Raw genomic sequence first — 14,221 nt, 5'->3', positions numbered from 1 at the left:
TACGAACAAAAACTGAAAAAGAAGAAATAAAAATAGAAATAAAATCTGATGTCTTAAATCTGACATCTGAAATCTAATAAAGAATGAAAAGAACAGATATTAAAACCATTTTAGTAATAGGAAGCGGCCCAATTATCATCGGGCAAGCTGCAGAATTTGACTATGCAGGAACTCAAGCTTGCCTTGCATTAAAAGAAGAAGGTTACAAAGTAATCCTCATCAATTCTAATCCTGCAACCATCATGACCGATGTAGAAATTGCAGACAAAGTTTATATAGAGCCTATTTCTCTTCCATTTGTAAGTCATATCATCAGAAAAGAACGTCCAGATGCACTTTTGCCAACTTTGGGTGGACAAACTGGATTGAACATGGCGGTAGAATTACAGAATTCTGGAATTTTAGAAGAATGTGGAGTAGAAGTTCTAGGAACTAAACTTTCTGCCATCAATAGAGCAGAAGACAGAGACTTGTTCCGTGAATTAATGAGAGAATTAAACGAGCCCGTTCCAGATTCTGATATTGTAAATACAGTAGAAGGCGCGTTAGCTTTTGCAGAAAAAATAGGTTATCCAGTAATTGTTCGTCCTGCTTTTACCATGGGTGGAACAGGTGGTGGAATCGCTCATGATGAATATCAACTGACAGAAATTGCAGAACTTGGACTGAAATATTCTCCAGTGACTCAATGTTTAATTGAAAAATCAATTGCAGGGTTTAAAGAAATAGAATACGAAGTAATGCGCGACAAAAACGATAATGCTATCGTGGTTTGTAACATGGAAAACATAGATCCAGTAGGTGTTCATACTGGAGATTCTATTGTAGTTGCGCCTTCGCAAACGCTTTCTGATAGAGAATATCAAATGCTCAGAAATGCTTCACTCAAAATCATCAGAGCTCTCGGAATAGAAGGAGGTTGTAACGTACAGTTGGCTTTAGACCCTCATTCTTTCAATTATTATATCATCGAAGTAAATCCTAGAGTTTCTAGAAGTTCGGCTTTAGCAAGTAAAGCAACAGGTTATCCAATTGCGAAATTAGCCGCTAAAATTGCAGTAGGACTTACTTTAGACGAAATGCTTAATCCAGTGACTGGAAAAACTTATGCTTGTTTCGAGCCTGCTCTGGATTATGTGGTAACTAAAATTCCTAGATTCCCATTTGATAAATTCGAAACTGCTGACAGAAGACTTTCTACCCAAATGAAAGCAACGGGTGAAGTAATGGCGATTGGTAGAAGTTTTGAAGAATCATTAATGAAAGCCATTCGTTCTTTAGAAACAGGATTGCAACATTTAGGATTAAAAACCAAACCTGCACTTGCCTTAACAGACGAAGATATCGAACGCAGAATTAGAGTGTGTGATGACGAAAGATTATTCATCATCGGCGAAGCTTTAAGAAGAGGTTATGATTGGGAAACCATCGTAGAATGGAGTGAAATAGATAAATTCTTTGTTTGGAAATTCAAAAAACTGATTGATTTTGAAAAAACCATTGCGGAAAATAAATTCAACAAAGAAATATTACTGGAAGCGAAAAGATTAGGCTTCTCAGACATTAATATCGCACATCTTTGGGAAACAGACCACAGAGAAATCTTCAAGTTCAGAAAAGAAAACGGAGTAATGCCAGTTTACAAAATGGTAGATACTTGCGCCGCAGAATTTGAATCTGCTACTCCTTATTTCTACGGAACGTATGAAGAAGAAAACGAGAGCATTCCTTCTGATAAAGAGAAAATCATCGTTTTAGGTTCTGGTCCTATCAGAATTGGTCAAGGAGTAGAATTTGATTACGCTACCGTTCATTCAGTTTGGGCGATTAAACAAATGGGTTACGAAGCGATTATCATCAATAATAATCCAGAAACGGTTTCTACAGATTTCTCGATTTCGGATAAGCTATATTTCGAGCCTTTAACAGAGGAAGATGTAATGAACATCATAGAACTCGAAAAACCAAAAGGAGTGATTGTACAGTTTGGTGGACAAACTGCAATCAACCTTGCAGATAAATTAGCAGCTCATGGAGTAGAAATTCTGGGGACTTCTCTAGAAGATTTAGACAGAGCCGAAAACAGAGATAAATTCGAACATGCACTGCAGGAATTAGGCATTCCACAACCATTGGGTAAAACGTGTTTCTCTAAAGAAGAAGCAATTAAAATTGCCAATGAAATCGGATTCCCAGTTTTAGTGAGACCAAGTTACGTTCTGGGAGGAAGAGCAATGGAAATCGTATACAACGATGCCGAACTAGACCATTACATGGAACATGCGGTAGATGCAAGTCCAGAACACCCAGTTTTAGTAGACCGTTACCTCACCGGAAAAGAAGTAGAAGTAGATGCAATTTGCGATGGTGAAACCACCGTAATTCCAGGAATTATGGAACATATTGAAAGAGCGGGAGTTCACTCAGGAGATTCTATTGCAGTATATCCTCCACAAACGCTTACTCCAGACCAAATTGCAACACTGGAAGATTATACCAAACGTTTAGCAAAAGGGTTGAAAGTAGTAGGTTTAATGAATATTCAGTATGTAATTTCTGATGGAAATGTCTACGTGATTGAGGTAAATCCGCGTTCATCGAGAACCGTTCCTTTCTTGTCAAAAATTACAGAAGTTCCAATGGCGAATTTAGCGACCAAAGCTATTCTCGGAGCAAATCTGAAAGATTTAGGTTACAAAGATGGATTGGTTCCAAATAAAGAAGGAATTTTTGTAAAAGTACCAGTCTTCTCATTCAGTAAATTAACAAGAGTAGATGTAACACTAGGACCAGAAATGAAATCTACAGGAGAAGTAATGGGCAAAGATTCTACGCTAGAAAAAGCCTTGTACAAAGGTTTAATCGGTGCAGGTAGAAAAGTGCCTTTACATGGTTCTATCTTATTTACCATAGATGATGTGAACAAGCCAGAAGCTGCAAGATTAGCAAAAAGATTCTACGATATCGGTTTCAAAATTTGGGCAACCAGAGGAACTTCTAGATATTTTAACGAACTCAATATCCCAACCAAAATTGGATATAAAATAGAAGAAGAAACAGAGAACTTAATCAGTTTAATCCAAAAAGGAAAAGTACAATATGTAGTGAATACCACTACTAAAGGAAAACAATCGATGAATGACGGGTTCTTAATCCGTAGAACTTCGGTAGAAAATGGCGTTCCTTGTCTTACCAGTATGGATACTGTAGAAGCAATGCTCAAAGTAATCGAAAGCATGACTTTCAAAATGGAAGCAATGTAAATCTGCTTTGTCAAAGTTTTTGCGAAGCAAAGAAATCTTTGACAAAGTTTTTAATAGATAACCTCTAAGATTTTATTTCTTAGAGGTTTTTTTTATATTTGAAATAGAAAAATAACTAAATGAATAGAAAGTTTTTAAGAATGGTTTTTTTAGTTAGAACTGTTTTGCAATACAATGGTAAATTTAATCGTGAAGATATTATTGATGAGATATTAAAGAGGTTTAAAGCCTATGAAGATATTGAAATACTTAGAATGGATGAATATCCTATTTCAACTTTTGATAAAGATAAGAAAGCAATTAAAGATGCATGGAAAATTGATTTGGAATATAAAAATAATCTGTACTATATAAATACTAATTTTGAAAGTGTGTTTCAAAACGATATACTTAATTCTTTGATTTTTCTTTCATCAATTAATACAGATATGTTGCTTCCTAGTTATGTAATTACTGAGACTAGAAAAAATACAGGTATGGAATATTTTCATACTATTTCATCTGCTATAGAAAAAAATCTTTGTCTCAAAATTTCTTATTTTGATTATGTAACAGAAAATGAAAATGAAAAATTAATAAATCCATATCGTCTGAAGCAAAAAGATTTTAAATGGTATGTTTTGGCTAAAGATATAAATGATGGCGCAATTTCTTTTAAAAGTTATGCACTAGAAAGAATTAGAACAATTGATATTTTGGGAAAATTTAAATCAGATTTAAGTATAGATTTTGAAACCCCCTACAAAGATTCAATTGGTATGTTTACTAATGAATTTCCTACAAAGGTTGTGGTAGAATACGATCATAGAGATGGTAATTATTTGAAAGCTAATCCTATTCATCATTCCCAAAAAATTCTATCACAAAAAGAGAACCGAATTACTTTTGAGTTTTTTATAAAACCAAATGAAGATTTTATAATGGAACTTTTGAAACGTTCTTGGTCTTTAAAAGTGATAGAACCTATTTTTCTAAAACAGAAAATTATGAATTATTGGAAATTGGCTTTGGAAAGAAATGAATGAATCTATTTTTTATTTGTCAGTTTTAAGGATTTTATAATTTTATAAGATATTTTATCTTCTTTGTCATTTTCATCAAAAAACTCATTGTTTTCAAATTTTAATATTTTGATATGTCTATTTTTAGCGCTAGAATTACAATTTGAAACAATACAAATTCTATAATTTTCTTGATTTTCTTGTAATTTATTATATTCATTTTCGCTTAAATTTATAGAATAAAATTTTCCATTAAGTCCTTTAACCTCAAGTAATAATTTTATGTTACCAATTGTTGTTTCTAAATCCCAACCACAGTTTTTTAATTCTACACTCTCTACTTTGTAGCCTTTTTTTTCATAAAAAGCTTTAATATCATCTATTGCTTGTTTTTCACTCCTTTTCGCTTTTTTTTCGTTATTTTTTCTATCAAATACATTATAATTGTTTGGATCTAGATTTTTAAATTCAACAAATCTTTTCAAATAGGTTTTTTCATTTTTTTCAAACCTAGTATTTTTATCCATCGAATTTAAGAATGTATCGATATCTGAAGTACTTTGTTCAAAAAAAGAACTAAGTTTATTTCTTTCTATATAACGATTAATTCCCTTAAGATAGTTATTTGCAAAAATCAAAGTATCTTTGATAGTGGAGTCGGATTTACTTGGATAAATATTTTTTAACCAATCTTCGAATTGTTTCTCACTCATAGTATGAATTTTTATTAAACAAATTTAGTGAAAATTTCTGTCAAAATCAATTACATTTCCTAAGTTGTTTCGGTAAAAAAACACGCCGTTATAAAAAATATTTTGTTCTGATTTTGGGATAACTATACTTATAAAATTACATCCAAGAATGTTTTCTGCTTTTATTATAATTTTTTTTGCAAAATCCTTATAAATACAGGAAATCAGTCTATTAAAGATATACTCATAAGATATAATGTTTTCTTTTGCAGAATAATTGTCAAAGCTAGATTTTTGCCCAATAATAATTGTTCCACCATCAGAATTTGCAAAAGCACAGATGCTTTCTAATAACAATTCAATGTCAGATTTTCTATTTTTTATTTTAAATTCTATGAATTCTATTTCCTTAGGAGATTTCCCCAAAATTTTATTTTTTTTAGAAACTTCTTCCAATCTTCTACCCATAAAAAGAATGTAAGAATGTTTATTTTCAAAATTAATTTTCAATAGATCAAAGTACTTTTTTTCTATTTTTTTTCCCTGTTCTATGTGTCTTTTCAGAATTTCATTTAAAGAAAAATGAATATTAATAAGATACATTTGGTTTTCTTTATCAGCCAAGTCATATTTTTTTACATCTTCATTAATTCTAATATAGATAGAGATGCCTTTTAAATAATTCTCGGGATTTTTATAGATAATTTTGCTTGTTTTTTCATCTCGCCATATTTCTCCTTCTCGTTCTAAAACATTTATTGCTGCTTCGTAATATTCAAAGGCTTTTTCTCTTGCAAAAAGAATGTCTTGATTTGTAAATACTTGTTGATGTATTCTCCTTAAACCAGAATTATTGGTGATAAATTGAGTTTTTACAACATAGCTAATAAGAGGTAATTTAGTTTCCATAGTTTAGATAATATTGATAATTTCTTGTAATTCAGGATTTATATATTTTATTTCGAAAATTTCTGTAAGTGTTGTTTGTTCATCTACTTCTGTTAGTCCTTTATTGTTTCGGATGTATAATTTTCCTTGTTTCGAATAGATTAGTTCTTCAGCATAATAATTTTCATAGCAAAAAACTTCATAATTTATTGCATCAATTTCTAAAGAATCATAATGCTTTAATTTATTCTCAGAATCATAAGCTTTTTCTAAAATTTTTAAAACTCTAATTTTAAAACCCGAATTTTTTTTAGGAATGAATAGATATTTATTTAAATAAAAAGAATTAAGAAAGGAAAGATATATTTTTTCTATATCATTAAAATTTTCTGTTAACAAAATCTCTTTTTGGTATAAATTTTCTTTATCATAAAAAAGTTGTTTTAATTCTCTTTTCTTAATCTGGTTAAAAAAGTTGTTTTTAGAAATGACAGGACGTAATTCTAAATTATTGGAATCTAAAAAATCTTTTAAAATTTTTATTTCTAAATTAATTGATTGATGATCTGTGTTTTTGAAATCTAAAATGCATTCTTTTATATTATATTTTGAGCTAGATAACATTATCCTCAGAAAACCATAATTTTCAAGTATTTCTTGACCATTATTTCTAATTCTATAGGCATCCCACATTATATAATCATTGTAAGAATATTGAATAGAGTACTCTGAAATTTTTTCAAAATCTAAAATTTGTGTATTTTCTAAACAAGGTAAATCTTCTTTCTTTTCAATTTTTTTTAATTCCAAAGAATTATTATCTGTGAAAAAATTAATAGTGATAATTTCTGTTTCAATAGCTTTTTTAATAACATCTGATAAATAGATTAAAGCTTTTTCCCTTGCAATCCTGGGATTTGAATCTTTAAATTCTCTTGTTTCATAATTTAATAATAAATTAAGTATTGCTGGTATTTCTACTGTGTAAATATAGTTATCCATCTCTGTAATTTTTTGCAAAGAAAATTAATTTAACTACCAAAAACAGGTAGTTTACAATTTGCACACAAAAAAACTTAAAGGTTTTTTGTTTGAAAAATATTATCTTTATCAAAAATTAAAAATATGAAATCGCCACTATGGTAAACCCAATACCAATGATGATTCAGCCATTACATTTGACTTTTAAAAAACAATAAATATTTATATATGAAAAAACTGATATTTTCTTTAGCATTGGCAGTAAGTGTACACGCTTTTGCTCAGCAATATAACATTCCAGCTGTAAGCCCAAGACAAACCGTAGAACAGCAATTTTCGGTGACCAAAATCTCTATAGAATATGGTAGACCAGCGGTAAAAGGAAGAAAAGTCTTCGGAGAATTGGTTCCTTTCGGTCAAGTTTGGAGAGCTGGAGCCAATGAAGCTACCAAAATTACTTTTGGTCAAGAAGTGCTTTTTGGCGGTCAAAAAGTGAAAAAAGGAACCTACGCTTTGTATGTACTTCCTCAAGAAAAAGAATGGAAAATCATTTTAAACAGAGGGGTTAACAATTGGGGAGCTTATACCTATGATGCAAAAGACGATGTAGCAACCACTACCGTTCCTGTAAAAATGATGAACGGAAAAATGGAACGTTTCACCATTAATTTCGAAGATATTACAGACGAAAAACTGAATTTGGTTTTCGAGTGGGACAAAACCAGAGCAGATGTTCCGGTAGAAATTCTAAATGTAGAAGAAACGCTACAGATTATCGATAATCTGAAAGCCATCAAAAAAATAGAAAGCGACATCAAAAAGAAAAACGAACCGAAAAAGTAATTTTTGGGCGCGTCCTTTTTTTGCCAACGCTAAAAACGCTTTTAGAAATTTATCTAAAAGCGTTTTTTCATCCACCGAAAAAAGGTCGGTCTTCGTGTAGTCGCTTTTTTTAATTTTTTAGAAAAAAATTAAAAAGAGCTCCAACAATACACTTCGCCCTCGCGCAAATCCAACAGAATTTTAAATGTTTGTCTCTCTTAGCAGTAATCGAAGAGTTACATCTCACATCCAACATCTAAAATCTAAAATCAAAAATGCTTGTTCATTTTTCGGTTGTATCATCCATTCCTAAAAATTTACATTTGCATTACTTTGTCAAAGTTTTAAAATCTTTGACAAAGTTTATCATATCTTTTTTCAATCATTATATATCAATCATCATTTATGAATTTACCTAACGATATCATGTATAATGCTTCTTTCAATAAAGATGCAAGTTTCGAAGGCGTTTTTTGGATGGGCGTAAAAACTACGGGAATTTTCTGTAGACCAACTTGTACTGCCCGAAAACCAAAACCCGAAAATGTAGAATTTTTCAGCAATACCAAAGATGCCATTTTAAAAGGATATCGTCCATGTAAGGTTTGTAAACCATTAGAAAAACTGAACGAAACCCCGAAATATATTCAGGAAATTATAGATGAATTGGTAGAAAATCCTTCTTTGAAGTTCAAAGATTACGACTTGGTAAAACGTGGAATAGAACCTGCAACAATGAGACGTTGGTTTCTGAAAAATCACGGAATCACGTTTCAGGCGTATCAAAGAATGTTCAGAATTAATTCTGCATTTAAGAAAATTCAACAAGGAGAAACCGTAACGGAAACCGCTCTAGAAAGTGGCTACGAAAGTTTAAGTGGTTTTACCGAAAGTTTCAAAAATATTTTCGGAGTGTCTCCTAAAAATTCTAAAAATCAGAAAGTAATTGATTTAAAACGCATCGAAACACCTCTTGGAACCATGTATGCCGCTGCAACGGATGAAGGAATTTGTATGCTAGAATTTACAGACAGAAAAATGCTGGAAACCGAACTGAAACACCTCTCTAAATCCTTAAATGCCAATATTATTCAAGGAGAAAACTCTCATTTTAAAATTTTAGAAGAACAACTTACCGAATATTTCGAAGGAAAAAGAAAAGAATTTACCGTTCCGCTTCATTTTGTGGGTTCAGATTTTCAGAAATCAGTTTGGGAAGTTTTGATGAAAATTCCCTATGGTGAAACATGGAGCTATGCGAAACAATCTGAAATTTTGGGAGATAGCAAAAAAGTAAGAGCAGTGGCAAATGCCAATGGAATGAATAAAATATCCATCTTGGTTCCTTGTCACAGAGTGATTGGAAGTGATGGAAATCTTACAGGTTATGGCGGTGGAATTTGGCCAAAACAAAAACTCCTAGAATTAGAAGGCGCTATTCTATTCTAATTATTTATATTTTTTCAATTAAAACTTCGGTTTTAAATAGATAGTATCAATTCTTTTGATTTCTGTAACACTTGTTACAGAGCGGTTTTTCAGAAAAATTCAATTTTGCATTTAATAAAGATCAACAGAGTCTTTTTTAACCCAATAAATTGAGAATTTCTATGAAAAGCATTTGTCCAAATACCTTTCAAACGATGATAAACGAAACCATTCAATTGGTAGACGTTAGAGAACGCTATGAATTTGAATTGTATAAAATGAATCTTCCTATCGTAGAAAATCTTCCCTTCAGCGAGATAGAAGAGTTATGGTCACATTTTGAAGCTGATAAGAAAATCGTTTTGGTTTGTAATAACGGTGTGAGAAGTAAAAGTTTTGCTAAATATTTGGAAGACAGAGGCTTTAATCAGATTTACTATTTAGAAGGTGGTTTGGTAAAATGGCAACAAAATAATTTACCTCTTCTTGGAAATCCACCAGAAATCATTTCACATTCCCTTTCTATAACTGGAGAGTGTTCTAACTAATTTTTTATGAAATTTCCAGTTTTAAATGTCTGCGATTTAGTGAATAATGAAAAAAATATTCAAAACTACATTATTCATGATTTGAAGGAATTGCTTCATGAAGATATTTACCTTCCTAAAAAACCGCACCGTCATACTTTTTATCAAATTCTCTATATAGAGAAGGGTTCGGGTATTCATAAAATTGATTTTGAAGATTACGAAATCCAAGATAATTCTGTTTTTTTTCTTAGACCTGGTCAAGTTCACGATTTAGTTTTTAACCATAAAAATACTAAAGGTTTTCTTATAAATTTTAATGAAAATTTATTCAATCAATTTCTTTTACAAGCAAATTTCATTGATCAATTACCTCTATTTAGTAAAAGTGGTAAGAATTGTTATCATCAGATTCAAAATAATCAAAGGGATATAAAATATGCTTTCGCAAAAATTTTAGATTTTAATGATGGAAGTTATAAATATTCATCAGAACTTATAAAATTGTGCATTTTGGAAATTTTACTATTAATTTCTGAAGATGTAAAATCACTGAACCAAACTAATTTTAATTATACTCAAAATAATTTAGTAAGAAAATTTGAAGGATCACTTGAAAAGTATTTCAAAGAAGAACATTATCCCAAATTTTATGCAGATCAATTAGCTGTTACTCCAAATTATCTAAATTCCGTTTGTAAATTTATTACGGGTAAAACAGCTGGTGAAATGATTAGAAACAGAATCATCTTAGAGGCTAAGAGATTATTGGTTAATACTCAATCTACCATTTCGCAGATTGCTTTTGAGCTTAATTTTGAAGACAATTCCTATTTTACTAAATTCTTTAAATCTAATGCGGGAGTTTCTCCAATAGATTTTAGAAAAAATCTAAATAAATAATTATTACCATTTTCCCCGTTTTGTAAGCCAAGAAGTTTGAGCGTTTCTAGCTTAACTTTGTATTGTGAAAATTAAAGTTTTTTTTATCATAAATTTTTGATTTTTCAACAATGCAAGCTTTCTATAACTTTTTATTGTATCCTTTTATCGAGTTGCTAAAACTCTATAAACATGGTTTTAGCATTATGTCAAAAGAAAGTAAATCTCTTTGGATTATTGCTGTTGTTAAACTATTTATCATGTTCGGGATTCTTAAGATGTTTTTCTTTAAGGATTTTCTTAAAACTAATTTTGAGAGTAACGAACAAAGAATAGAATATTTGCAAAATACTTTGACAAAAATTAAAAAATAGAAATATTACAACGATGAATTATATAGATTGGGAACTCGTCAATTGGAGCAGAGCGCAATTTGCACTTACAGCAATGTACCATTGGCTTTTTGTTCCGCTAACTTTAGGAATTACCTTTATCATTGCCATCATGGAAACCATTTATGTGAAAACAGGCGATGAAAAGTGGAAAGAAATCACCAAATTTTGGATGAAGCTTTTCGGAATTAATTTCGCAATTGGTGTTGCCACAGGAATTATTATGGAATTTGAATTCGGAACCAATTGGAGTAATTACTCTTGGTTTGTAGGTGATATTTTCGGCGCACCGTTAGCGATTGAAGGAATTATGGCGTTCTTTATGGAAAGTACTTTTATCGCAGTAATGTTTTTTGGTTGGGACAAAGTAAGCAAGAAATTTCACCTACTTTCGAGTTGGTTGGTTGCATTAGGTTCTAATCTTTCTGCATTGTGGATTTTGGTAGCAAACGGTTGGATGCAACATCCAGTCGGAATGGAATTTAATCCAGATACGATGCGAAACGAAATGGTAGATTTTTGGGCCGTTCTCATGAATCCAGTGGCTGTAAATAAATTTCTACACACCGTAATTTCCTCTTATATCGTTGCTTCTCTTTTTGTGGCGGGAGTTAGTGCATGGTTTATTTTGAAAGAAAAAGATGTAATCCTTGGTAAAAGAAGTATTCTTGTTGCTACAATTTTTGGCTTATTAGCAAGCATAGGAACCATGTGGAGTGGTGATGAATCTGCAAGACAAGTTGCCAAAACTCAACCGATGAAATTGGCAGCTATGGAAGGTTTGTATCAAGGTGATAGAAGCGCTCCTCTTATTGCAATGGGAATTTTCGGAGATCCTGAAAAAGATGAACACCATAGAGAAAAATTCATTTTTGAAGTAAAAATTCCAATGGCTTTGTCTTATTTGGCTTTTCTTCAAGGTGATGCTTTTGTTCCAGGAATTAATGATTTGGTTCACGGAAATAAAAAAGAAGGAATTGTTTCTTATCAAGAAAGAATTAACAGTGGTAAAATCGCCATTGATGCACTCGGGAATTACATTAAATTCAAAAAATCTGGAGATTTGGTCAATGCTGAAGCAGCACTCAAAACATTTAGAGCTCACGAAAAAGATTTCGGGTATGGGTATTATTTCGGGAAAGACCCTCACATGCTCATTCCGAATGTGAAAATGAGTTTTTATTCTTTTCACATTATGGTGATTTTAGGAACTTGGTTTTTGGTGTTGTTTGCGTTACTTTTTTATAAAATGATCAAAGGAAATTTAGAAAAAAGCAGAACACTTTTGAGACTTACGCTTTGGAGCATACCTTTCGGTTATGTTGCTTCACAAGCAGGTTGGATTGTAGCTGAAGTAGGAAGGCAACCTTGGACAATACAAAATCTTTTGCCCAATATTGCGGCGGTTTCGCAGATTGATGCGTATAGTGTGCAAATTACATTTTTCCTTTTCTTAATCATATTTACTACACTTTTAATTGCAGAAATTAAAATTATGCTTTCTGCAATCAGAAATCGTTCAGCACATTAATTTTAGGAAATAGAATTTTAACTTTTAAATTTTACGAAATGTTTTCATTTTTAGATTATAGCGGTTTACAGCATTATTGGTGGATGATTGTTTCGCTTCTTGGTGCTTTGTTGGTTTTTATGTTATTTGTTCAAGGCGGACAAACCCTCATCTTTTCACTTGCCAAAACCGAAAAAGAAAAGACGATGCTTCTGAATGCAACGGGTAGAAAATGGGAGATTACTTTCACTACTTTGGTTACTTTTGGTGGAGCGTTTTTTGCATCTTTTCCATTGTTTTATTCTACCAGTTTTGGTGGTGCTTATTGGGTTTGGATGGCGATTCTTTTTGCCTTCATTATTCAAGCGGTTTCGTATGAATTCAGAAGCAAGGCCAATAACTTTTTGGGAACTAAAACGTTCGATATTTTTCTTTTTTTGAATGGAGTTTTAGGGAGTATTTTACTAGGTGTTGCCGTTTCTACATTTTTCACCGGTGCCGAATTTTCGGTGGAGAAAAGTAATATCATCAATCAAAATTTACAAAAAATGCCGATTATTTCTTCATGGGAAACTCCATTTCACGGGTTAGAAGCAATTTGGACAGTAGAAAAACTCGCATTTCTTCAAAATATAAGTTTAGGATTTGCCATTTTTTTCTTGGCAAGGGTTTTAGCGAATTTATATTTTCAGAAAATTATTGATAATGATAATATTCAAAAAAATTCTATTAAAAGTTTGAAAATAAATAGCGTTTTGTTCTTGGTTTTCTTTCTTTTTTGGTTGATAAGATTATTGTTTATCGATGGTTTTGCTGTAAATCCTAGCAATCAAAAAGTTTCTATGGAAGCTCACAAATATTTGAACAATTTCCTCGAAATGCCTTTTGTTTTAGTTGTATTTTTACTTGGAGTAGTAATGGTTTTGGTGGGAATTTTCGTCAATGTATTTCAAAAAAGCAAAAACGGAATTTGGTTTTCAGGAATTGGCACAGTTCTTACTGTTTGGATGTTGCTTATTAATGCAGGTTTCAATAATACGGCGTTTTATCCATCAACTTATAATTTGCAAAATTCGCTCACAATTTACAACTCTTCTTCCAGTGAATTTACTTTGAGAACGATGAGTTATGTTTCGTTGTTAGTACCTTTTGTTTTGGCTTATATCGCTCTTGTTTGGAAGAAATTAGATGCCAAAAATATTTCCGAAAAAGATTTAGAAGAAACAGAAGCACACGTTTATTAAACGATTTTACGATTTAACAACTTTACACTCATTAAAATGTACACCAAAGAAATTATACAATTCATCAGTTTGCCAATCATGATTTACGTTTCATACAGAATCACTTTCTGGCTTTTTAAAAAATTAGAAAAAGAAAATAAATTAAACTAAAAATGAAAATTGCAATCCCAACCAACGACAGGAAAACCATTGCAGCTCACACAGGAAAATGTAGAGAATTTGCATTTTTTGAAATAGAAAATGGGAAATTAATTTCAGAAAAATTCGAAGAAAATCTTCATGCTCATCATCACGAAGACGGTTGCTGTAATCATCATCATGCTCATGATAGTAATGAAAAAAAACATCATCATCATGCCAAAATCCTTACTCAACTTTCGGGAGTAGATAAATTCTATTATTACGGAATGGGAATGGGTTTACGCAATGAATTGACGGAGAATCATATCAATTTCGAAAAAGCAAAGTATTTTGAAATTGGAGAAATTATTGAAAATTTAAATTTTTAAAAATTATTAATAAAAAATGCTTTTTGTAACATGGGTTACAATTTAAAAGCGATAAATGTTGCTATTTTGGTAAAAAACTTAT

13 protein-coding genes are annotated in these 14,221 nt (G+C 31.2%); 10 read left to right on the top strand and 3 right to left on the bottom strand.

What is annotated here, in order from left to right:
• The first annotated feature begins 83 nt into the window (after positions 1 to 83).
• The gene (gene carB / locus QO190_RS06635; protein ID WP_371463328.1) at positions 84 to 3,263 is read left to right on the top strand and encodes a carbamoyl-phosphate synthase large subunit; all 3,180 of its coding nucleotides are present in this window, start codon (positions 84 to 86) and stop codon (positions 3,261 to 3,263) included.
• A gap of 119 nt (positions 3,264 to 3,382) precedes the next feature.
• A complete protein-coding gene (locus tag QO190_RS06630; RefSeq protein WP_371461627.1) occupies positions 3,383 to 4,288 on the top strand; it encodes a helix-turn-helix transcriptional regulator in 906 nt (301 codons plus the stop codon).
• A 2-nt stretch (positions 4,289 to 4,290) separates the two neighbouring features.
• Here the strand turns inward: QO190_RS06630 and QO190_RS06625 are convergent, their stop codons facing one another.
• Genes QO190_RS06625 through QO190_RS06615 form a run of 3 tightly spaced genes read right to left on the bottom strand, consistent with a single transcriptional unit; the run spans position 4,291 to position 6,846 of the window.
• A complete protein-coding gene (locus QO190_RS06625) occupies positions 4,291 to 4,977 on the bottom strand; it encodes a protein NO VEIN domain-containing protein (protein WP_371461626.1) in 687 nt (228 codons plus the stop codon).
• Positions 4,978 to 5,001: 24 nt separating this feature from the next.
• The gene (locus tag QO190_RS06620) at positions 5,002 to 5,865 is read right to left on the bottom strand and encodes an ATP-binding protein (RefSeq protein WP_371461625.1); all 864 of its coding nucleotides are present in this window, start codon (positions 5,863 to 5,865) and stop codon (positions 5,002 to 5,004) included.
• Positions 5,866 to 5,868: 3 nt separating this feature from the next.
• On the bottom strand, positions 5,869 to 6,846 hold the full coding sequence (locus QO190_RS06615; RefSeq protein ID WP_371461624.1) for a hypothetical protein: 978 nt from the start codon (positions 6,844 to 6,846) through the stop codon (positions 5,869 to 5,871).
• A gap of 207 nt (positions 6,847 to 7,053) precedes the next feature.
• On the opposite strand from QO190_RS06615, the gene QO190_RS06610 reads away from it, so the two are divergent.
• The 8 genes from QO190_RS06610 to QO190_RS06575 all read left to right on the top strand — a co-directional run bounded on the left by QO190_RS06610 (position 7,054) and on the right by QO190_RS06575 (position 14,139).
• Entirely contained in the window at positions 7,054 to 7,668 is a 615-nt protein-coding gene (locus tag QO190_RS06610) for a DUF2911 domain-containing protein (RefSeq protein ID WP_371461623.1), read from the top strand.
• Positions 7,669 to 8,052: 384 nt separating this feature from the next.
• On the top strand, positions 8,053 to 9,096 hold the full coding sequence (locus tag QO190_RS06605) for a bifunctional transcriptional activator/DNA repair enzyme AdaA (RefSeq protein ID WP_371461622.1): 1,044 nt from the start codon (positions 8,053 to 8,055) through the stop codon (positions 9,094 to 9,096).
• 161 nt (positions 9,097 to 9,257) lie between these two features.
• Positions 9,258 to 9,623: a rhodanese-like domain-containing protein gene (locus QO190_RS06600; RefSeq protein WP_371481283.1), complete on the top strand. Its 366-nt coding sequence runs from the start codon at positions 9,258 to 9,260 to the stop codon at positions 9,621 to 9,623.
• Positions 9,624 to 9,629: 6 nt separating this feature from the next.
• The gene (locus QO190_RS06595) at positions 9,630 to 10,505 is read left to right on the top strand and encodes an AraC family transcriptional regulator (RefSeq protein WP_371461620.1); all 876 of its coding nucleotides are present in this window, start codon (positions 9,630 to 9,632) and stop codon (positions 10,503 to 10,505) included.
• Between the two features lie 110 nt (positions 10,506 to 10,615).
• Complete coding sequence (locus QO190_RS06590) at positions 10,616 to 10,858, top strand: DUF4492 domain-containing protein (RefSeq protein ID WP_371461619.1); 243 nt, start codon at positions 10,616 to 10,618, stop codon at positions 10,856 to 10,858.
• 13 nt (positions 10,859 to 10,871) lie between these two features.
• Positions 10,872 to 12,407 (top strand): cytochrome ubiquinol oxidase subunit I, encoded by a 1,536-nt coding sequence (locus tag QO190_RS06585; RefSeq protein WP_371461618.1) that lies wholly within the window; start codon positions 10,872 to 10,874, stop codon positions 12,405 to 12,407.
• 38 nt (positions 12,408 to 12,445) lie between these two features.
• Positions 12,446 to 13,630 carry a cytochrome d ubiquinol oxidase subunit II gene (gene cydB, locus QO190_RS06580; protein WP_371461617.1) on the top strand — a complete coding sequence of 395 codons (1,185 nt, stop codon included), beginning with the start codon at positions 12,446 to 12,448 and terminating at the stop codon, positions 13,628 to 13,630.
• A 152-nt stretch (positions 13,631 to 13,782) separates the two neighbouring features.
• Positions 13,783 to 14,139: a NifB/NifX family molybdenum-iron cluster-binding protein gene (locus tag QO190_RS06575; RefSeq protein ID WP_371461616.1), complete on the top strand. Its 357-nt coding sequence runs from the start codon at positions 13,783 to 13,785 to the stop codon at positions 14,137 to 14,139.
• The last annotated feature ends 82 nt before the right edge of the window (positions 14,140 to 14,221 follow it).

It is taken from the genome of Cloacibacterium sp. Arc13, from assembly GCF_041431305.1.
Lineage (GTDB): Bacteria > Bacteroidota > Bacteroidia > Flavobacteriales > Weeksellaceae > Cloacibacterium > Cloacibacterium caeni_B.
Note: the sequence above shows the minus strand (reverse complement) of the source record. Positions and strands in the feature narration are given on the sequence as shown.